General features: G+C 61.9%; 18 protein-coding genes. 11 read left to right on the top strand and 7 right to left on the bottom strand.

What is annotated here, in order from left to right; all coding sequences use genetic code 11:
- Nucleotides 1-53 precede the first annotated feature (53 nt).
- The 3 genes from ADN01_RS16290 to ADN01_RS19415 are packed head-to-tail and all read left to right on the top strand — an operon-like array spanning nucleotide 54 to nucleotide 3522.
- The gene (locus ADN01_RS16290; RefSeq protein ID WP_062419106.1) at nucleotides 54-1550 is read left to right on the top strand and encodes a carboxypeptidase M32; all 1497 of its coding nucleotides are present in this window, start codon (nucleotides 54-56) and stop codon (nucleotides 1548-1550) included.
- 15 nt (nucleotides 1551-1565) lie between these two features.
- Nucleotides 1566-2423: a TIGR03619 family F420-dependent LLM class oxidoreductase gene (locus tag ADN01_RS16285; protein WP_062419105.1), complete on the top strand. Its 858-nt coding sequence runs from the start codon at nucleotides 1566-1568 to the stop codon at nucleotides 2421-2423.
- Nucleotides 2424-2439: 16 nt separating this feature from the next.
- Nucleotides 2440-3522 (top strand): hypothetical protein, encoded by a 1083-nt coding sequence (locus ADN01_RS19415; protein ID WP_075071287.1) that lies wholly within the window; start codon nucleotides 2440-2442, stop codon nucleotides 3520-3522.
- 76 nt (nucleotides 3523-3598) lie between these two features.
- Here ADN01_RS19415 and ADN01_RS16275 read toward each other — a convergent pair whose 3' ends face one another.
- A complete protein-coding gene (locus ADN01_RS16275; RefSeq protein ID WP_062419103.1) occupies nucleotides 3599-4789 on the bottom strand; it encodes a L,D-transpeptidase in 1191 nt (396 codons plus the stop codon).
- A 262-nt stretch (nucleotides 4790-5051) separates the two neighbouring features.
- Between ADN01_RS16275 and ADN01_RS16270 the strand changes: the two genes are divergently transcribed.
- The 8 genes from ADN01_RS16270 to ADN01_RS16235 all read left to right on the top strand — a co-directional run bounded on the left by ADN01_RS16270 (nucleotide 5052) and on the right by ADN01_RS16235 (nucleotide 11325).
- Entirely contained in the window at nucleotides 5052-5417 is a 366-nt protein-coding gene (locus tag ADN01_RS16270; RefSeq protein WP_062419102.1) for a roadblock/LC7 domain-containing protein, read from the top strand.
- A gap of 12 nt (nucleotides 5418-5429) precedes the next feature.
- Nucleotides 5430-6062 (top strand): hypothetical protein, encoded by a 633-nt coding sequence (locus tag ADN01_RS16265; RefSeq protein WP_062419101.1) that lies wholly within the window; start codon nucleotides 5430-5432, stop codon nucleotides 6060-6062.
- A gap of 4 nt (nucleotides 6063-6066) precedes the next feature.
- Nucleotides 6067-6921 carry a GGDEF domain-containing response regulator gene (locus ADN01_RS16260; protein WP_062419100.1) on the top strand — a complete coding sequence of 285 codons (855 nt, stop codon included), beginning with the start codon at nucleotides 6067-6069 and terminating at the stop codon, nucleotides 6919-6921.
- A 4-nt stretch (nucleotides 6922-6925) separates the two neighbouring features.
- Nucleotides 6926-7663: a polyprenol monophosphomannose synthase gene (locus ADN01_RS16255; RefSeq protein WP_082142879.1), complete on the top strand. Its 738-nt coding sequence runs from the start codon at nucleotides 6926-6928 to the stop codon at nucleotides 7661-7663.
- A gap of 114 nt (nucleotides 7664-7777) precedes the next feature.
- Nucleotides 7778-8179: a helix-turn-helix transcriptional regulator gene (locus ADN01_RS16250; protein WP_147239095.1), complete on the top strand. Its 402-nt coding sequence runs from the start codon at nucleotides 7778-7780 to the stop codon at nucleotides 8177-8179.
- A 127-nt stretch (nucleotides 8180-8306) separates the two neighbouring features.
- Entirely contained in the window at nucleotides 8307-8858 is a 552-nt protein-coding gene (locus tag ADN01_RS16245; protein WP_062419097.1) for a hypothetical protein, read from the top strand.
- A 9-nt stretch (nucleotides 8859-8867) separates the two neighbouring features.
- Nucleotides 8868-9140, top strand: a complete 273-nt coding sequence (locus ADN01_RS16240; RefSeq protein ID WP_062419096.1) for a hypothetical protein — start codon at nucleotides 8868-8870, stop codon at nucleotides 9138-9140.
- A complete protein-coding gene (locus ADN01_RS16235; RefSeq protein ID WP_062419095.1) occupies nucleotides 9130-11325 on the top strand; it encodes a DNA polymerase domain-containing protein in 2196 nt (731 codons plus the stop codon). The genes ADN01_RS16240 and ADN01_RS16235 overlap by 11 nt, the downstream gene beginning before the upstream one ends.
- Nucleotides 11326-11348: 23 nt before the next feature.
- On the opposite strand, the gene ADN01_RS16230 is transcribed toward ADN01_RS16235, so the two are convergent.
- The 6 genes from ADN01_RS16230 to ADN01_RS16205 form a co-directional block, all read right to left on the bottom strand.
- Complete coding sequence (locus ADN01_RS16230; RefSeq protein ID WP_062419094.1) at nucleotides 11349-12635, bottom strand: GTPase; 1287 nt, start codon at nucleotides 12633-12635, stop codon at nucleotides 11349-11351.
- 23 nt (nucleotides 12636-12658) lie between these two features.
- Nucleotides 12659-13945, bottom strand: coding sequence for a golvesin C-terminal-like domain-containing protein (locus ADN01_RS16225; protein ID WP_075071286.1), 1287 nt, complete (start codon nucleotides 13943-13945; stop codon nucleotides 12659-12661).
- A 163-nt stretch (nucleotides 13946-14108) separates the two neighbouring features.
- Nucleotides 14109-15725 carry a sodium:solute symporter family protein gene (locus ADN01_RS16220; protein WP_062419093.1) on the bottom strand — a complete coding sequence of 539 codons (1617 nt, stop codon included), beginning with the start codon at nucleotides 15723-15725 and terminating at the stop codon, nucleotides 14109-14111.
- A gap of 52 nt (nucleotides 15726-15777) precedes the next feature.
- Nucleotides 15778-17145, bottom strand: a complete 1368-nt coding sequence (locus tag ADN01_RS16215; protein WP_062419092.1) for an aminotransferase class III-fold pyridoxal phosphate-dependent enzyme — start codon at nucleotides 17143-17145, stop codon at nucleotides 15778-15780.
- A gap of 421 nt (nucleotides 17146-17566) precedes the next feature.
- Nucleotides 17567-19504: an alpha-L-arabinofuranosidase C-terminal domain-containing protein gene (locus tag ADN01_RS16210; RefSeq protein WP_062419091.1), complete on the bottom strand. Its 1938-nt coding sequence runs from the start codon at nucleotides 19502-19504 to the stop codon at nucleotides 17567-17569.
- Nucleotides 19504-20814: an MFS transporter gene (locus tag ADN01_RS16205; protein ID WP_062419090.1), complete on the bottom strand. Its 1311-nt coding sequence runs from the start codon at nucleotides 20812-20814 to the stop codon at nucleotides 19504-19506. Before ADN01_RS16205 ends, ADN01_RS16210 begins: the two co-directional genes overlap by 1 nt.
- Between the last annotated feature and the right edge of the window lie 78 nt (nucleotides 20815-20892).

Here is a 20892-nt window from a genome sequence, read left to right as displayed (position 1 = left end):
GGTACAATCATCTCTATCCAATGGACAACTCTTTGAAACGATGAGGGCGACGTATGAACGCAAAGCTGGAACAATTAAAAGACCTTTTGGGAGAAATCTACGACCTGAATCGCGCACAGGCGGTTCTGGGCTGGGATCAGCAGGTGAACATGCCGGTGAAAGGGGCCGAAGACCGCGGGGATCAACTGGCCACGCTGGCGCGGCTGGCCCACCAGCGGGCGACCTCGGAGGAACTGGGGCGATTATTGGATGAACTGCGCGGGTTGGACGCGGCCCCAGATTCGTTGGAGGCGCGCCTGGTGAAGGTGGCCCGGCGCGATTATGAGAAGCACACACGGGTTTCGGCGGCCTGGGTTTCGGAATTTGCACGGGCCACCACCGTGGCGCAGAGCGCCTGGGAAAAAGCCAAGGCCAACAACGAATTTGGCGTGTTTCGCCCGCACCTGGAGAAAATTCTGGAACTGAACCGCCAGTATGCCGGCTTCTTTGCACCCTACACGCATGTGTATGACCCCCTGCTGGATATTTATGAGCCGGGACTGAAGACTGCGGAGGTTCAAGCCATTTTCGCCACCCTGCGCACGCAGCAGGTGAAGCTGATTCAGGCCATCCGCGAGAAGCCTGAGGTGGACGACCGTCTGCTGTTCCAGGCTTTTGACGAGCAGGCCCAGTGGGATTTTGGGGTGGAGGTGATTCAGCGCTTTGGGTATGACTTCGAGCGCGGCCGCCAAGACCGTTCGGTGCATCCTTTTACCACCAGCTTTGGGCTGGACGATGTGCGCATCACCACGCGCTTTGACCCCAAATTCTTGAACCCGGCGCTGTTCGGAACCATGCACGAGTGCGGGCACGCGCTGTATGAGTTGGGCATTTCCCACTCGCTGCGGCGCACGCCGTTAGCGGATGGGGCTTCGATGGCGGTGCATGAGTCGCAGTCGCGCATGTGGGAAAATCTGGTGGGGCGATCGAAGGCGTTTTGGGTGTTCTTCTACCCCCGCCTGCAGCGCGCTTTCCCGGCGCAGTTTGGGGATGTGAGCCTGGATACCTTCTACCGCGCCATCAACAAAGTGGCCCCTTCGCTCATTCGTGTGGAGGCGGACGAAGCCACCTACAACCTGCACATTATGCTGCGCCTGGAGCTGGAAATCGCCATGCTGGAAGGCTCGCTGGCGGTGAAAGATTTGCCGGAGGCCTGGAACCAGCGCATGCGCGATTATTTGGGGATCACCCCGCCCAACGACAGCCTGGGCGTGCTGCAGGACGTGCATTGGTCCGGCGGAATGATGGGCTATTTCCCCACCTATGCCCTGGGCAACCTGGTTTCGGTGCAGATTTGGGAAAAGATTCAGCAGGACATCCCCGATCTGGAAGAGCAGATGATGCGCGGCGAGTTTGCGGCCCTCTTGGGCTGGCTGCGCGAACATGTGCACCAGTATGGGGCCATGTTTGAGCCGCAGGAATTGATTCAGAAAGTGACCGGCTCAAAGATTGACCCGCAGCCGTACCTGCGCTACCTGCAAGGCAAGTTCGGCGAACTGTACGGGCTGTAAAAAAACGGAGTCACGATGAAATTTGGCGTGATCTTGCCCTCCTTTGGCAACGGCGCGACGCGCCTGGGCATGGTGGACTGCCTGCTGGCGGCGGAGCGGCTGGGGTTCGATTCGGCCTGGTTGACGGATCATTTGGCGCTGCCGCAGGCGGACGCGGAACGTTTTGGACATTTATTTGAGGCGGTGAGCAGCCTGGGGTATCTGGCGGCGCTGACCGCGCGCATTCGCCTGGGGATTTCTTCGCTGGTGCTGCCGCAGCGCAACCCGGTGGAGGTGGCCAAGGCGCTGGCCACGCTGGATGTGCTTTCGGGCGGGCGAACCCTGCTGGCGGTGGGGGTGGGCTGGTCTGAAGGGGAATTCCGCAACCTGGGCGCGAATTTTCAGGACCGCGGCAAGCGCATGGATGAAGCCGTGCAGGTGCTGCGCAGCCTGTGGCGGGGGGGACGGGTGGTGCAGTATTCTGGCAAGTACTATCAATTTGAAGATCTGGTGTTCTCACCCCAGCCGGTTCAGGCCGGGGGGCCGCCGCTGTGGGTGGCGGGGGATGCACCGGTAGCTTTGAAGCGTGCCTTGCGCCTGGGGGACGGGTGGCATCCCAACGCCCGCCCGCCCGAAGAGCTGGCTAGGGCGCTGCGGCCCTACCGCACCATGCTGGCGCGGCGGCCGTTCACGGTGTGCCTGCGGCTGCGCCTGAATTTCGAGCGGCCTGAGGCATCTTTACACGGCGCGCCGGAAGAGGTGGCCGAGCAACTGCGCGCGTATGAAAGCGCGGGGATGAACTACGCGCTGATCCATTTTGAAGCGGAAACCCATGCCGAGCGCGAACGCGCCATGCGGCGCTTTGCGCAGGAAGTCGTTCCGGCGTTGGCTTAGACGGAAGAAGGACGCGATGGATCTGCGGCGGATGGTGGGACGGTGGGCGGTGGGGGCTTTGCTGCTGGGGACGGCGGCGCTGGGGGGCTGCGCGCCCGCCCAGGAACTGCTGGCGTATATCATCTCGCCCACCCCCACGGTGACGGCCACGGCCACGGTGACGGAGACCGCCACCCCCACGGCCACGCCTTCCCCCTCGCCCACCGATACGCCCGTGCCGCCCACGGACACCCCCATCCCCACCGATACGCTCACCCCTTCGCCGCAGCCCAGCGAGACGGTGACGGTGACGGACGGGCCTTCGCCCACCCCCACGCGCTCGCCAACCTTCACGCGCACGGCCACGCGTACGCGCTGGCCCACGCTGACCAAGGCGCCCACACGTACGCGCACCATCACCAAGACGCCCACGGTCACCTTTACCCCCACGCCGCCGTATGAGACCCTGCGCATTACCCGCCCAGGCCTGTTCTCCAAGGTGTCTTCCCCATTTCGGGTGGAGGCCATGATCAAGCCGGGGGACGACGGCTATGTGAACCTGCGTCTGATCGGCGAAGATGCACGCACCGTCAGCGAGGCGGTGTTGGATTACCGCGCGCTGATTAACCGGCGCTTTTGGCTTTCGCACATGATGACGTTTGACATCAGCGCGGCGGCCGAGACGGCGCGGCTGGAGATGCGCATCAACGACACCTTCGGGCGGGCCATCTCCATCTCATCGGTGGACTTGATTCTGCTGAAGGTGGGCGACAACGAGATCACCCCCTCGGTGCTGGATTTGGAGCCGTATTTGTTCCGTTACCCGTATCGGGATCAGGAGATCAAAGGGGGGACGCTGTTGGTGTTGGGGTTGGCGCGGCCGGTGAACGCCAAGCCGGTGATCCTGGAGCTGATTGATGAAAGCGGCCGCGTGGTGGGTTCGAAGGAGATCACGGTGGAAGCGCCCACAGGCGATTTGAGCCACACGCCTTTCCAGGCGGATATCCCCTATCAGGTGGACGGGCGTACACCGGTGCGCTTGAGCATCCGTCAGGAAAGCGATCAGCGCATTCCCGGCACGGTGGCGCTGTCTTCGATGCTGATTGTGCTGGAACCCTAGAACGCGAACCTGAACAAAAAATACCCCGGAAGCATCAAGGCCTCCGGGGTTCGTTTTTGTGTGGGGGAGAGCAGGATCAGGCCCCGCCCTGGGTGTAGAATTTGGGGTCGGTGGGGGTTTGGCCGGAGGGATCCCAGACATAAACGTAGTCGCCCTCCTGGGCCCAATCATACACCCAGCGGGCATCGCCGATGGAGAGATTGACGCAGCCGTGCGACTGGGGTATGCCAAACCAGGCGCGCCAATAGGCACCGTGGATGGCGCGGGCCTCATCAAAATACAACGTCCAGGGGACATCGGCCAGGTAGTAGAAATCGGATTTATCGGAGGCAAAGGCGCCCGACATGTTTTCGGTGGCTTTCTTTTTATACACCTTGAAAAGGCCGGGGCGGGTGAAATAGGGGTCGGAGCCGGTGGCGATGAGGGTGGCAAAGACCAGGCGGCTGTCTTCGTACACCGCCATGGTTTGTTCGTACAGGTTGACCTCGATCCAGCGGCCGTTCTCCACACCTTCGGGCGGGGTGGTCTTGAGTTGGAACTGGCGGATGTAGCGCCGTTCGACCCATTGGCCCAGGCCGACCATATACCACTGGGTGTTTTCGGCCTCCACCATTTTGTAAATGGGCACCACCTGTTCTTTCACCAGGGGCTGGCCGTTTTCGGGGGCCAGGGCGCTGGGGCTGCTCTTGGGGGTGGTGTTGTCAAAAATCCAGCCAAACGAGGTGGTGGGGTTGCGGCGGAAGACCAGGCCCTGGAAGGTGGAGAGGATCGCGGCGGGCGAAGCGCGCATCCATTCGCCGCTGGGCAGCAGCACGTAATGGCCGCCGTTTTGGTCGGCGCGCTGGGTGTACGACACGTAGCGCAGCCCGTCCCCGCCGGCCAAATAGCGGACGGGGTTGGTCCCAGCGACGGCGTCCTGTAATGAAGAGAACACGGGTGCAGGCTCGTACGGTTCCAGGTTGATTTTGGCGTAATTGATATTCACCTGACTCAGATCGCTGCCGGGGTGGGCGGCGGGCAAGGGCAGGCTGGGGTAGGCAATGCCCTGGCGGGCGAGATCGGTCAGGAAAGCCGCCGGCCCCAGGGGCAAACAATCGCCGGGATCGGTCAAATAGGTATCGGGCAGGCACAGGGGCGCGCCGGAATAAGGCTCGCTGCCAGGGGGTGTTTGGGCGGCAGGGGCCGCCTGGGCTGGCGTGGGGATAAGCAGCGCCGAAAGCAGAATGGCGAAAGCGGCCACCGATAAGCAGGTTCGTTGCATGGACATAAGGTTTCCTCATTGTGGCGGGTGGTGGAAAAAGAGCCGCCCGCAGCGAAGACTATTTTAACCTATTTTTGGGCTGAAAATTGCGAACACCTGATTTCAGTCGGATTGGGAGGTGAATATATCGTATAACAAAATTGATAGGTGGCTTTCGGGCGCGGCATGTTCGCTTGACACATCTTATCGCCTGTGCTAAATTATGTTGAGTATCTTGCAATCCCTGGATCGGCAATTCGAGATTTTAAGAAGGAGTGCAGCCTTGGCTATGTCACGCACCCAAATGATGGTCGAACGCCTACGAGAGCTTCAGGCGTCATCTCCAGATATTGAGGCATCCGCAATTGTCAGCGCGGACGGCCTGACGATTGCATCCGCACTCCCCCAAGGTGTAGAGGAAGACCGTGTTTCGGCGATGTCGGCGGCAATGCTCTCGTTGGGAGAGCGCATTGCGAAAGAGTTGGGCCGCGGCTCGCTGGAGCAGGTGTACATCAAAGGGCAAAAGGGGTATGTGGTGTTGATGTCTGTCGGCGAGGAAGCCGTCTTGACGGCCCTGGCCCGCGAACAGGCAAAATTGGGCCTTATTTTCCTCGACATGCGCCGCGCAGCCGAGGACCTGGTTAAACTGATCTAACACGGGGACGCCATGGAGCCCATTCCGAAGAGCGGTTTGTATTACCCAAACAAAATTGCCCGGATTTCGATCCTTTCGCTGGAAGACGTGATGGGAAAGAACGGGCTGAATGCGATTCTCAACCTGGCGGGGTTGTCGTCTACCATTGATAATTTGCCGCCGGATAATTTGGACCGGCAGTTTGATTTTGCTGACTTCTCGGCGATTTGGGCAGCTTTGGAAGAGCTGTACGGGCCGCGGGGTGGGCGCGGTTTGGCCCAGCGTGCCGGGCGAGCGACTTTCAACGATGCGCTGCGCAATTTTGGCGCGCTGGCTGGGGTAGGGGATATGGCTTTCAAGGTGCTGCCGCTGGGGGCCAAGATTCGCATCGGCCTGGCGGCCATGGCCAAAATCTTCTCGCAGACCAGCGACCAGTTGAGCACGGTGGCGGAACAAGAAGATCACTACTTGTACACCATTCACCGCTGCCCGGTGTGTTGGGGACGCACCACGGATAAACCCGCCTGCTTCATCGCCACGGGCCTGCTGCAGGAGAGCCTGAAATGGGTGTCGGGCGGCAGTGAATTCCGCGTGACGCAGACCACGGCTAAATCGGTGGGCGACGCGACCTGCGATTTTATTATTCCCAAAGAACCGATAGGCTGAGAACGTGGACGAACCCCGGGCTTCCCTGTTAATTGTTGAAGATGACCTGGACATCGCGGACATGCTCAATGCGTATTTCCGCGTTCAGGGGTACGAGGTTTCTGTGGCGCATTGGGGGGAAGATGGGGTGGAGATGTGCCAGAAGCAAGCACCAGACCTGGTGATTTTGGACATCCGTCTGCCGGACATTGACGGCTTTGAAGTGGCCCGGCGGCTGCGCACCAACCGGCGCACGCGGGATATTCCCATCATCTTTTTAACCGAAAAACGCGAGCGCCTGGACCGCCTGAAGGGTCTGGAGCTGCACGCGGAAGATTACATCACCAAGCCGTTTGACATTCAGGAACTGCGGCTGCGCGTGCGCAACACCTTGCAGCGGGCGCGGCGCGGGTCTTTGACCAACCCGGTGACGGGGCTGCCAGAGGGCGGGCTGGTGGATGAGCATTTGGGTAAGTTCCTGGCGGAGAAAGATTGGAAGCTGCTGCTGATTTCCCTGGGACACCTGGACGCTTTTCGCGAGCTGTACGGCTTTGTGGCCTCGGATGATCTGCTGCGGGCGGTGGCTTTGATGATTCAAGATTCGCTTCAGCAGGCTGGCGGTGACGGCTTTGTGGGCCATTGGACGGCCACCGATTTTGTGCTGATCACCCGCCAGGGCGCCACCGCGGAAATGCAGGAGCGCCTCAAACGACGTTTGGTGCAGTCCTTTGATTATTTTTACCGTCATCAAGACCGCGAAGTCGACCGGCTGGAAGGCCGGCGTCTGACGGTGGAGGTGGCGGCAATTTCGAAAGAATCTGGCGCGTTGACAAGCCTGGAAGAGTTGAAAACGGAGCTGGAAAAACATACCGGCAGGTAAGCCTTTGAAAACAACCATTGTTATACCCACCTACAACGAAGCTGAGAATTTACCGAAGCTTACGGCGGCTTTATTTGCGCTGCCGCTGGATGACTTAAACCTTTTGATTGTGGACGACAACAGCCCAGACGGCACCGGACAGCTGGCCGAAGATTTGGCCAGGGAACACCCCGGGCGCATGTCGGTGATGCACCGTCAGGGGAAATTGGGCCTGGGAACAGCCTATATTCAGGGGTTCCAGCGCGCCATCGCCGATGGGGCCGAGGCCGTGGGCCAGATGGATGCGGATTTTTCGCACCCCGTGGAAAAAGTGGTCGAGCTGGTGAAAACGCTGGAAACTACCGATCTGGTGATCGGCTCGCGCTATGTGCCCGGCGGCAGCCTGGATGAGCGCTGGCCGATGTGGCGCAAGGCTCTTTCTGGCTTTGGCAATTTCTATGCGCGCACCATTTTGGGCATGAAGGTGCGGGATGTGACCGGCGGTTTCCGCCTGTGGCGGCGCAAGACCCTGCAGGGTATGCCGCTGGAACGCGTGCGTTCCAATGGGTATATCTTCCAGGTGGAAATGGCTTATGTGGCCACGCGCCTGGGTTACGGGTTTAAAGAGACCCCCATCTACTTCGCCGACCGGCGCTGGGGACAATCCAAGATGTCGTTCCGCATTCAGATTGAGGCTGCGCTGCGCGTTTGGCAGCTGCCGGGGCTGTACCGCGATCTGCACAAGGTGCCCTTGCAGGGGTAGGCTTTATCCCTTTGGATCAAATCGTATGGATACCAGCGGCCGTTCGAAGAACGGCCGCTTTTGATTGAGTGGGGGCGCATTGACAATAGTTTATTTGTTCTATACAATGAAACTGTGAACGCTTTTGACATTGTGTGGCGGGGTGTGCGGAACTGGCTGCGGCGCAGGCGGACGTTTGCGCTGGATGTGGACTCTTACGAACTGCTGGAGCGCATGGCAGAGCGCCAGCAGCGCACCCCACAGGAGGTGGCCGCGGAGCTGTTGGAACAGGCGGCCCAGGCCCAGGAACGCCAATCCTGGGTGCTGATCTGTTGGGGCCAGCTTTCGCCGCGCCAGCAGCAGATCACCGCGTATGTGTGCCGGGGGGATTCCACGCGGCAGATCGCGGCCCAGCTGCATATTGCGCCCACGACGGTTAAATCGCACATTGAGATTGTGCTGCGCAAATTTGGGGTGAACAGCCGCGCGGCCCTGCGCCAGCATTTGGCCCCCTGGGATCTAAACGAATACCTGTAGGGGTGGGGGTAGGAACCCCCTATGCCCCCCATGGGTGCATCCTCCCGGTGGAGGCTCCCCAGCAACCCTCCGCCAATCCTCCGGCGGGGGGATTTACAGCCTGGGGGAATTTTGCGATGATGACGGCATGGATGCCATTCGCCTACCAACTTCCAATCAACTGTATGTGATCGTGGGCGGGTCGGGCGCGCTGCAGCGTATGCTGACCCTGGCGGCGCGGCTGGCGCTGCGCGGCGGGGTGTGGGTTTTGGACTGCGGCAACCGCGCCAACCCGCTGCCGGTGGTGCGCGAACTGCGGCGGCTGACGATGGACCCTGTGCGGGCTTTGGCGAACATTCAAACCGCGCGGGCCTTCACCTGTTACCAGGTGCTGGCCTTGTTGGAACAGACCTGCTCGCGTCCGGTGCGGGAGCCGGTGGTGATTTTTGACCTGCTGGCGTCCTTTTACGATGAGAGCGTGCGCTACGACGAAGGGCAGCGGCTGTTGGCGGCGGCTTTGGGGCATGTGCGCGGGCTTTTGGCGGGGGCGCCGGTGATGGTGAGTGTGCGCCCGCCCCCAACTGACTTCCCAGAGCGCGCGGCTTTTGTGCAGCGGGTCTGCGCGGAAGCAGATCAATGTTGGGTGGAAGAGGCCCCGTCTGCGGCGGGCGTCTATCAGCAGGGTTCGTTGTGGACATAGAGGTGAAGCATGGGACGCACTTTACCGTCCATTACCCAATCGTTAAACGAGGAACAGGCCGCCTTTGGCCGTTTTCGGCGGGCGCTGCGCCGTTCAGATCAGACGGCGCTGGACGAGCTTTTCACCGCGGCGCGGCAGCACCTGGCAGCGGCGGCCTACGCCGCCAATTTGCTGCCGATGGAGACGTTTTTGCTGGCCATGCTGCTGGAAGAACACAAGGAAGTTGCCCGCCTGCGGGTGCAGGTGGAGGCACTTCAAAGCCGGCTGCTGGATGACGTATGAGGGCTGGCTGTTGGACCTGTACGCGGACGGCCCGCGGGGGGTGGCGCTGTGGCTGGTGACCGATGACGACCGGCGGGTGCGGCTGTGTCAGCGCTTTCCGGTGCGGTTTTTTGCGGCGGGGCCAGGGCCGCGGCTGCGAGCGCTGTGGCGCTGGCTGCGGGGGCGGGAGCCTGCGCCTGGGCTGGCGCGCGAAGAGCGCCGCGATCTGTTTGTGGCGGAGCGCCTGCCGGTTTTGGCGGTGGAGACGGCTGACCCAGCCGGGTTACAGCCTTTGTTTGCGGAAGTGGAGCGCGAATTTCCCGACCTGACCTATTACGATGCGGACGTGCCGTTGACCGTGCGGCACGCGGCGGCCTTTGGCTCGTTTCCGCTGGCGCGCTGCCGGGCCGAGGCGGACGAACAGGGCAACGTGCGCGCGTTTGAGGTGCTGGATTCCCCCTGGGCGCTGGACCCTGCGCTGCCGCCTTTGCGCATTTTGGAGATCAATTTGCCGGAAGGCGACCCGCAGCGCACCCCGCCGACCCGCCTGGAGCTGCGCTTTCGCGCCTGGAAGCAGAGCTACCCCTGGGTGGCGGGCAGCGCACCGGCGGCCTGGCTGCGCGCGGCTTTGCAGAAGTTGGACCCGGACATTGTGCTGACCGATTACGGCGATACCTGGCTGCTGCCGGAACTGCTGCGGCGGGGACAGGCACCGCTGAGCCGCGACCCAGCTTACCCGCTGCGCACCGTGGAAGAACACACCTATTTTTCCTATGGGCAGATCGTGTACCGCGGCCAGCAGGTGCATCTCTATGGGCGCGTGCATATTGACCGCCAGAACGCCATGCTGTGGCGCGACTACGGGCTGGAGGGAATTTTGGAGAACGCGCGGGTGACGGCTTTGCCTATTCAGACCGCGGCGCGCATTTCTCCGGGCACGGGGATTTCCTGCATGCAGATGCAGACCGCGCTGCGGGATGGGGTGCTGGTTCCCTGGCATAAACAGCAGGTGGAGCAGCCGCGCAGTATGTTGAGCCTGATCCAATCCGATTTTGGGGGACTGGTGTACCAGCCGCGCATAGGGCTGCATTTTGAGGTAGGTGCGATTGATTTTGTTTCGCTGTATCCGGCGGTGATGGTGCGCTGCAATATTTCGCCGGAGACGCAGGCGCGTCCGCTTTCACAGCCGCCCGCGCCCAACCCTGGCCTGATCCCGCGCACGCTGGCGCCGCTGCTGCACAAACGCGTGGCGTTGAAAACCTGGGCGGCCAAACTGCCCGCCTGGGACCCGCGCCGCAAGAGCATTCGGGCGCGCACGGCAGCACAAAAGTGGCTGCTGGTGGTGTGTTTTGGCTATTTGGGCTACAAAAACGCGCGTTTTGGACGGATTGAGGCGCATGAGGCTGTGACGGCCGGGGGGCGCGAGGCGCTGCTGCGCGCCAAAGAAGCCGCGGAGGACCTGGGTTTTGCGGTGCTGCATCTGTATGTGGATGGGTTGTGGGTGCAGCAGGCGGGCTGCCGCACGGCGGAGGATTTTGAGCCGCTGCTGGCCGAGGTGACGCGGCGCACGGGGCTGCCCATCGCTCTGGATGGGGTCTACCGCTGGGTGGCCTTTCTGCCTTCGCGCGGCAACCGGCGTGTGCCGGTGGGCAACCGTTATTTTGGCGTGTTTACGGACGGCAGCCTGAAGGTGCGCGGGCTGGATGCGCGGCGGCGCGACACCCCGCCCTGGGTGACAGCGGTGCAGATGGGGCTGCTGGAATGTCTGGCGCAGGCGGTCAGCCCTGAAGACCTGAAACCGGCGGCGGCGGAGGCTTTGGGGCGGCTGCGGCGGGAACTGGCACGGCTGCGCGAGGGCAAGGTGCCGCTGGAAGATCTGCTGTGCGCCCAAAAATTGAGCCGCCCGCTGGAAAAATACACCCATCCTTCGCCCGCGGCGCGCGCCGCTGGGCAGCTGCAGGCGGCAGGCAAGCGCACAGCGGCGGGGCAGCGGGTGCGGTTTTTATATGTGCGCGGGGAGGAACGGGTGTGGGCCTGGGACTTGCCGCAGACTTTTGACCGGCGCTGCCTGGACGTGGGCATGTACCGCAAGCTGGCGCTGCGGGCGGCCGCCGATGTGTTTCAGCCGTTTGGGATCGAACCGGAGGAGTTATATGCGCTTATGCACAACGCAGCCAGGGTGCCTTTGTTTCCGCTGCCGGTTTAGGGGTCGTGCGCAGCGAAAGCGGGCTAGCCGTCCAGCAAGATTTCGTCTTCGCCTGCGCTCGCGGAAGCCTGGGCTTGCTGATCCAGGATGCTGCGGTCTGTGCCGATGGCGGCTTCTTCGAGGGCCTGTTCCACCTGCTGTTTGAGGGTTTGCTGATCGGGGCGGCCCTTCTTGCCCAGGCTCTTCAGACGGCTGAGCAGCGATTGGGTCATGACGGCGGTGAGTTTCTTGAGGCTCTCGTTGGAGAGGCGCTCGCCTTTTTCAAACCAGATGGCGGCGGCGTAGCCCATGACCACCGTGGTGGAAGAGGCTATGGCGGCGGCCAGCAGCCAGCCGGGCAGCCCGCCCAATTTGCTCAACTGGGCAAACAGGCTGCGGCCCAAAAAGCCCAGACCGAAGGTGACCGCCAGTTCGCGCGCGCGAGCGGCGGTGATCTTGTAATTGTAGATGCGGGCGATGCCCAGCACCATCATGGACTGGGTGACCAGCAGGGGGCCGAAATCCAGAATGGGCAGGGGGATGAGGGCGATGGCGGCGGCGATGGAGGCGGCGGACACGATGGAACGCCAGGCCAGCCGCCAGCGGTACTGCGGCAGGGCAGCCCCCAGGGCGGCTACGATCCCCGGCTCGGTGGCGGCGATGGCCAGAAGCACTTTGTCCAGATTCTCGCCGGTACGGGCCACCACGGGGATGATCTGTTCGGGGGTCAGCTCCAAATGCTGGGCGGCCAGCTGCAGGACGCGCTGCGATTCTTTGCGCACCAGATCAATTTTGTTGAGGACGACAATGTAGGGTTTGCCGTAGCTGAGCAGAGTCTGGTACAGCTCCAGCTCAGTCTGCTTGATGCCCTGGATCGCGTCGAAGACGATGACCAGAAAATCAGCCTCACGGGCGGCCTGCAGGGCCTGCTCTTGTTCCAATGCGCCCACATAGCCAACCGCATCCGCGCCGGGGGTATCCACGATGTTGAACAGGCCGGCGTCTGCGCTCTGGTTGGTGCGGGTGGTGCCGGGCAGCGGGCTGACCTCGGCGCGGTCGTGCTTGTTTTGGATGAGCAGGTTGTAGAGCGTAGATTTGCCCACGTTGGCCGGGCCTACGATGGCCACGCGGTGTTTGGAACCAAACGTCATCTTGATTTGATCCGCCGAGAGCTTGACCAGCACGCGCAGCATGGCGGAATCGGAGGGGAAGCCGGTGATGAGGGTTTTCAGGCTGCGTTGATCGGCAGGGGCTAATGAGTCCCAGACGGCGTTAAATACCTCGCGCGATTTGGGCGGAAGCTGGCGGATGATGGGGTTTTCGCTGCTCATAGGCACCTCTGCCGGGGGGCAAGTTACTCGGCGCGGACGATGGCCACCGCATCCAGGGCGATATCACCGGTGGCGTTGGCGGGGATGGCGATTTGGATGTTGATGGGCACGGGTTTTTCGTAGATGCGCGGGGTGGTGAACTGGCCCAAAGAGACCCATTGACCGCCGCGGAACTCAGATTGGTTGACGGCGATGTTGGCGCTTTCCAGCCCGTCGGGGGTGACATCCTCATTGTTAATTTGGACGCGGTACGAGACCTGACCGGTGGCGTGTGAGGCGGGCAGCCAGACGAAGACCTCATATTTGGCCGCGGCGACCGGTTCATAGGTTTCCCAGGTGGCGGTGATTTCGGTTTCGGGGTTGATGACGTACTGATATTGATCTTTCCACGACAGGGCGTCCGATTCCGAATAGATGACCTGATTGGATTCAATCCGGGCAGCCAGGTCGTCAATCAGGACGGTTTGCTGGGCGCGGCGCGGCAGGCGTTCCAACATGGCCTGGGCCGTGGCCGGGTAGGGCACAATCAGCACGCGGTCCACCGCCACGATGGAATTTTCATCGCGGTTCTGCCAGCTGGTGGCGATCGTCAGCAGGTCGGGACGGTCGAGGTTGTAGAGGCCGATACTGCGCCACAGATCCTGAATTTGGGGCGGGTTGCCGCGCGAGGATTGGTATTGCAGCGAGGCGGAACCAAAGATGGGGCTGATGGGCTGCCCGCCGAGAGACACGGTGAAGTCCAGGCTGCCGCCGGAGCTGAAAACGGTGTCGAGCACATAAACTTCATACAGGCCGGGGCTGAGGGGCTTATCCGTTTGCCATTGGATGGAGGCCGCGCCGAAGGTGGCGTAATAGCGCTCGGTGAGTTCCTTGCCCAACTGCTGGGCGATGGTGTCCGAAGAAATCCACTGGGGATTGTCAAAAGGCGGGTTGACCTGGGCCTGATCCTCATTGATCACCACGGCCGTACCTCGCAGACCCGGGAAAACGGGATCGAGCAGGGAGGCGTCGGGGATTTGATAGGCCGACGGCGGGTAGGGGGTCAGCGTGGCGGTGGGTTCGATGGTGGGGGTAGAGGTGATGGTGGGGGTGCGCGAAGGCCGCGGCGTGGGGGTCAGGGTGGGGGGAGCCGGGGTGGGGGTGTAAATGCCGCGGGCCAGTTGGTCGAGGGTGGGGAAATTCAGCCAGAGGAGCAGCGCCAGGGTTAAGACGGCGGCGATCCAGCTCAGGAAGGCCCAGCGGCGGACGGGGTCCGCGGAAGGGGATTCCGGAGTGGAAGGTGGGGTGGCGTTGTCGGGGTTTAATGTCATACGAATCGAATCCTATTTTGATTAGACTGCTGAAACCCAATGATACTATATTTTCAGCAATTCCCCTCAGAGGATTTACGCCCTGGACGCAGCGCATAAAAAACCGCCGGGGGCTGGTTTTGGCTCCCGACGGGTGAAAACAGGTGTGGAGATATGGGCGGGTTTAGGTGCGGTCTTCCTCGCCCGGCTTGAGCTTGCGCAGGGCATCCCACAATGGGTTGATGCCCAGACGGTTGGAAAATTCGATGATGTTGCCGTCCACATCGCGCAGGGGCAGGGGCGGGTTGGATTTTTGGGTGACGAGCGAGCCGACGACCATGCCGATGATGGACACGATCAGCGCGGGCACCGAGCCAATGTAGGCCGCGTCCCAAACAGCCACTTCATAATCGCCTTCGCAGACTACCAGGGTGATAGGCAGCAGCACCACCAGGGTGAGGATCAGCCAGGTGGTGAAACCGGTCACAAAGGCGGTGACGGCCCCCACCAGGTTGGCGCGCTTCCAGTACATGCCGAAAGCAAAGGAAGTGAATACGCCTACCAACAGCACCGTCCAGGAGAAGGTGGCCAGCTTGTAGATGGTTTCGGCGTAGAGGGCCAGCAGCAGGCTGATGACTCCCATGCCGACCACACCGATGCGCGTCCACAGCAGTTGAGCTTTGCCGTCCATTTTTTTGTTTCTGAGGAAGGGCAGGATGTTTTCGGAGACGATGGAAGCGCCTGCCAGGATGGAGGTGTCAGAGGTGCTCATCAGGGCGGAGGCCAGGGCGGCGATGAAGACCGAGGTCAGGATGGGCGTGAGGTATTTCATGGCCGCAGAGACCAGCACAAACTCAGTCTGATCCACGGTGAGATTGGGGTTGAGCACGAACATGCCGATGCCGATCAGGGGGGAGAGCACGCCGAAGCCGATGTAGAGGGCCGAGGCCATGTAGGTGCCCCACACCGAGGTGGCCTCGTTGCGGGCCGACATGGAGCGCTGCATTAAGTCCTGGGCGGCGATGGAGCCCAGACCGACCGCCATCCAGGCCGCCAGCCAGTAGGTCCAGCCCAACAGGCCGTCGTACCCCAGGTAGCCCTCGCCAGGGATGGGCAGCAGGGTGAAGGGCTTGGAGGTGAACATGGAGCCGGCGTTGGCCACCAGCACATCCCAGCCGCCGATGGCGCGCACCACCGCCGAGAAGACCAGGGTGATGCCGCCCGCGGTGAGGAACATTTGCATGAAGTCCAGAAGGGTGTCGGCCCACATGCCGCCCATGAGGGTGTAGACGGTGACGATGGTGGCCACCAGGATCATGCCCGCGGCCACCGGCCAACCAAAGAGGGCGTGGACGATGTTGCCGCCCGCCACAATTTGGGCGGCAGTCCAGCCAAAGTAGGTGGCCAACTGCACCAGGGAGATGAGAAAGCCCATGGTGCGGCCGTAGCGGCGTTCAAAAAAGTCAATGAGGGTCAGATAGCGCGCGCGGCGCATGAGGCGGATGAAGAAGAAGCCGGAAATCAGCAGGCACAGGCCCGCGCCAAAGGGGTCAAATACTACCCCCTGAAAGCCGTACTGGTAGGCGTTGGAGCTGGCCCCCATGAGAACTTCGGCGGCGAACCAGGTGGCCATGATGGATGCACCCGCCAGGTAGATGGGCAGGCGGCGTCCGGCGACAATGAAATCGGTGGCGCTGCTGACTTTGCGCGAGGCGTAATAGCCAACTCCCAGGCGGATGGCGAAGAAGACGGCGATGCCGAGCAGTACCAGCCATTGGTACTCATATCCAGAAATGTCCATACGATCCCTCCTGACAAGATTTCACAAAGAAAGCATGTAGTTTTACCACAGATCAGTCAAAAGAATGGGTGCGGGCGATCTCTTCGATGACATCCGTGAGGCGATCCAACACCTGATCCAATTGTTCCTGAGTGATGACCAGAGGCGGCTCGATACGGATGGTATGGGCGCTGGTCAGGGTTCCGGCCACCAACACGCCGCGCTGGAACAACCCGGCGGCGGCTTTGTAGCCGATGGCGGAATCTTTGAAGTGCAGGCCGATGAGCAGGCCCTTGCCGGTGACCGAATTGAAGATGTGCGGATATTTTTCCGCCAGGGCGTGCAGCCGGGGGAGGAGGTAATTGCCTTTTTGGGCGGCCTGTTCCCATAGGCGGTCGCGCAGGGTGACGTTAATGGCGGCGATGGCGGCGCTGCATGCCAATGCGCCCCCGCCGGTGGTGGTGGTGTGGATGAAGGGGTTGGGATCCATCATCACTTGCCAGATCTCTGCGTTGGCGCAGAAGGCGCTGATGGGCATGACCCCGCCGCCCAGAGATTTGGCCACGGCCAGGATATCGGGTACGACTTCCCAATGTTCCACGCCCCATAGTTTGCCGGTGCGGCCCATGCCGGTCTGCACTTCGTCGGCGATGAGCAGCACCCCGTAGCGGCGGGTGATCTCGCGCAGGCGCGGCCAGAAGTCGTCCGGCGGGACGATGGCCCCGGCTTCGCCCTGGATGGGCTCCATCAGCACGGCGGCAATTTCAATGCCGACCTTAGCGCAGATATCCAGCTGGCGTTCCACCGCGTCCGCGTCGCCGTAGGGCACATGGTACACCGGCCCGCCGTAGAGCGTCCCCGGCGGGGTGCGGTAATCGGATTTGCCCATCATGGACAGGGAGCCCATGGTTTTGCCGTGGAAGGCTTTGACGGCCACGATGAAGCCGTTTTTGTGCGTGTACATTTTGGCCAGCTTGATGGCGCCTTCGATGGCTTCGGTGCCGCTGGCGGCGAAGAAGCTATATTGGATGTCGCCGGGGGTGATTTCGGCCATGAGGCGCGCCAAAACCCCGCGCAGGGGGTCAATCAGCTCCTGACTGGGCATGGGCGTGCGCTGGAGCTGGGCGCGGACGGCAGAGACGACATCCGGGTGGCTCCAGCCCAGATCCATCATGCCGTAGCCGCCCAGGCAGTCAATGTATTCGCGGCCGAGGATGTCGCGGAAGACGGCGCCGGAGCCTTTCCATTCGACACAGGCCCAATCCCCGGCCTCGGTGACGGATTTGCGGTATTCGAGCCAACCGCGGTTGAAATGTTCGGCAAAGTTGTTTTTGGATTCTTCGATGATCTGCTTGGCCTGGGCCTCCCCCACATCGCCGCCGTGGATGATTTGCAGCCAGCGGTCGGAGTAGGCGAGGGCTTCTTGAAGCGACTGGGGCATATGCGGTTTCCTCCTGACAGTTACAAAATGAGTGAAGGTGACGAATGATTCTGAATCAAAAAGCCCCCTCGGCGAGGATGTGAGGTGTTCCCCAGGCTCTGCTGTCTGGCGGCGGGGTGCGCTGGCGCGGCGGCACGATGGGGGCTGGCCTGGAAATGCCCGCTATTCAATTCCAATAAGGGTTACCAGTCTCAAGGGGAGAACCCTGGGCTGTGCTGCTGGGCCGGGGTTCCAGATACAATCAATTCTTGATCATAAAGATCATGGGAATAACTGTAAACCTACCAGATATCATACGACGAAATTCCCGAAAATGCAAATAACTATTCCGAAACGGAAAAACTTACACCGTACACTGGCGTAAAAAAACGCCCTGGGCTTATTATGCCCAGGGCGTTGAAGACCGGCAGTGCAGATGCGGTTATTCGTCCGCGGTCAGCAGCATCACCGACAGGCTGGCGGGGGGCAGATCCAGGCGGATATGCCCGCGGGCGCGCGTTTTGGTCAGCTCAATTTCACGGCTGCGCACGGCGTGGGGCTCGTCAAAGCTGTTCACCAGGCTGGGGTTGGGGGCGTTGAGCACCCAGGCTTTGGAGGCTTTGAGGGAGCTGAAATGTTCGAAGTTGACGTTGATGTGGGCGCGCTTGGCCGGGTGACGGTTGATGAAGCTGAGCACCAGGCGCGAGCGGGCCTCGTCGCGGGTGGCGGCGATATCCAGATAGGGCACATTGCTGAGCGCGGCGATGTTGCCGAGGGCCTGGGTGCTGTAGGTGGGCACTTTTTTCATCTCCACCCGCAGGGCCAGCTTTTCCATATTTTGAGCCATCCAGAAGGGGTAATACAGCGGGGTGGCATAGGATTTGCGCTCGTTGGTGACGATCAGCGGCAGCACATTGACCATCTGGGCCAGGTTGGCCAGGGTGAGGGTTTTGCACTGGCGCTGGAAGACGTTTAACATCCCGGCCACATAGAGGGCGTCGCGCAGGTTGTAGTTGAGCTTGTGCATGGAAGAAGCGCCGGGGGGCGGGGTGAGCCACAGATTCCATTCGTCAAACGCGATCTGGATCTTGCGGCGGGGGGCAGCGCGCTGAATTTGCGAGGCGATACGCTGGATGATCACTTCGGCGTCCAGCGGTGCGGCGCATACGATGTGGTGCAGGGCGTCGGGGTCATAGGATTCCTGCCAGCCGCTTTGGTCGGGCTGGTAAAGGTGGAAGGAGAGGTAGTCGATCTGGTCGGCGCAGCGGCTTAGGACAGTTTCATTCCACAAGCGGCCGGGGTCGTTGGCCTGATCACTGAGAACTTTATCGCCGACGGCCACAATTTGAATATTGGGGTCCGCGGCGCGCATGGCGGCGGCAAAGGCGTTCAGCCGCTCGGCGTACTCCTCGGCGCTGGTGTGGCCCACCTGCCACTGCCCCCAGACTTCGTTGCCGACACCCCACAGGCGCACGTTGTAGGGCTGGGGATGGCCGTTGGCGGCCCGGCGGCGGCCCTGTTCACCCGTGGGCGGTTCGTTGCAGTAGGCCACCCAGCGGGCGGCTTCTTCGGGGGTGCCGGAGCCGTCGTTGACCACCAGGAAGGGTTCAGCCCCCACCTGGGCGCAGAATTCCATGAATTCGTCCGTGCCCACCTGATTGCTCTCATGCGACTGCCAGGCGGGGTCAAAGCGGGCGGGGCGCTGGCTGCGCGGGCCGATGCCGTCTTCCCAATGGTAGCCGGAGGCAAAATTGCCGCCGGGGTAGCGAATGACCGAGGGGCGCAGATCGCGGATCAGGCGCAGGGTGTCGGGGCGCAGGGCCGAGCCGTCTTCGTTCCAGATACCGCCGTAGATGCAGTTTTCCAAATGCTCAATGAAGTGGCCGTAGACATGCGGATGGATGGGGCCGATGACCTGATCGGCGTCCACGCTGGCCTCCACCTGCATGGGGCGCTGCAAAAAGCGCGGCAGGCGCAGGGCAAAACGCCGCGGAGCGGCAGCTGCCGCAGCGGCGGGGGCAGAACCGGAGGCCTGCAGGGTGAAATCGAGCAGGCCGGCTTCATGGGTGTGCACGCGGATGCGCAGGCGGCCGTTGCCCGCCGGGTGACTGGCTACGCTGACTGTGAGGGCCACGTTGACCGGCAGCGAAAAGGGCGTGCTGGCCGAAACCCAATGCGCGGGGGTGGGGTCGGGCTGACCTTCCAGCCGCAGGGTGACGGCCTCCAGGGGGATATCCTGATCGTCTACGGCCAGCTGAAAGCCCTCGATGCTGGCCGGGGCGAAGGTATTTTTGATGACGAAAGAGAAGCCTTCCGGCGTGGACTGCAGGGAGCCGGGCAGGTACAGCTTGCGCAGTAAAAATTCAGGAATGGCGGGCATTAATCCTCCGAAAGGGAGCCAATGGGGGTGTTTTTGCGGGGCAAGAAGAACAGGGGCACAGCCGCCAGCAGGGTGGCAAAGGCGGCCACCTGGAAGAGCAGCGGGGTGGGGATGAAGCCGGCTTTGCCGTCGATCAGGGTGGGGATGCCGAAGGTGCTGCCCAGCCAGCCGCCGGTGAGCGCGCCCAAAATTTGCGGGATGAGCACATAAAAGAGCACGTAAATGCCGGCAAACTGGCCGCGCTGATCCTGCGGGAAGAGGTCTTTGGTCCAGGCCATGGTGGCGATAGTCCAGGCGGCGGTGGGGGCCAGCCAGAGGATGCCGGTGAGGGTGAGGGCCAGGAAGGAGCGCGAGAAGGAGAAGAGCAGCAGCCCGATCATTTCGGCAATCACGGCCAGCATGGCCATGGGCCAGCGGCCCCAGCGGTCTACCAGCAGGCCGATGGGGTAGGCCAGGAGCATGCCGCCGACCAGAATGGCGACGGCCACCAGGATGGAATACTGGAGGGTTTCCAGCTTGATGTAGTGCTGTAAGTAGATGAGCAGATACGGGAAGAACACGTTTTGCGCAGCGGTGAAGAGAGTGACGGCCGAGAGCACCAGCAAGATGCGGCGGTTGCGGCGCAAATTGGCCGGGCGGAAGACGGCCACCATCTGCTGGGCGTAGGTCCCTTCCGGCTTGGGCCCGGCGGGGGGTTCGTGAATCAGACGGCCGCTGATCAGCCCCACCAGGAAGACGAGCGCACCCACGCCGTAAAAGAAGGCCGGGTAGCCCACGGCTTCAATCAAAAGGGGCGCGCCGCCGTATACCAGCAGCACCGACAGCCATTTCATAATCTCCAGCGCGCCGGTGACGCGGCCGCGGTTTTGCTGGGTGGTCACATCGGTGACGTAGGCGTTAAAGGCGGCGTCGTTGGCGGTGGAGCCCCAAAAGGTCATGATGCAGTCGAAGAGGATGGCCATGGCGATGGCCAGACCGATGGGGTGAAATTGGGCGGAGGTGGGGTAGAGCGCGGTGAAAACTCCCCACATCAGGTAGCCCGCCAGAAGGTAGGGACGACGGCGGCCCCAGCGGCTGCGGGTGCGGTCGCTGAGCGTGCCCATAAAGATAGAAGTCAGCGTAGCCACCAGGGCGGTGGCCGACACCATCCAGGAGATGGGGCGCGGATCGGGGGTGATGTGGTTGTACAGGAAGGTGTTAAAGAACTGGTTTTCCACCGCCCAGGCGAGCTGACCGGCAAAACCCAACAGCAGCAAGGCCGCCCATACGCGGCGGGTGAGCCAGGGAGAAGAAGAGGGGGTTGAGGTCATGCGAACCGTTCCGTGAGAGATAGAGTGGGCGAGCTTGCAGCCATAGGGTAATTATAGATGCATTGGGGCAAAACCGGC

Source organism: Levilinea saccharolytica (assembly GCF_001306035.1).
GTDB classification, from domain to species: domain Bacteria; phylum Chloroflexota; class Anaerolineae; order Anaerolineales; family Anaerolineaceae; genus Levilinea; species Levilinea saccharolytica.
The sequence above is the reverse complement of the archived record's forward strand: the minus strand, read 5'-3'. Positions and strand labels throughout refer to the sequence as shown.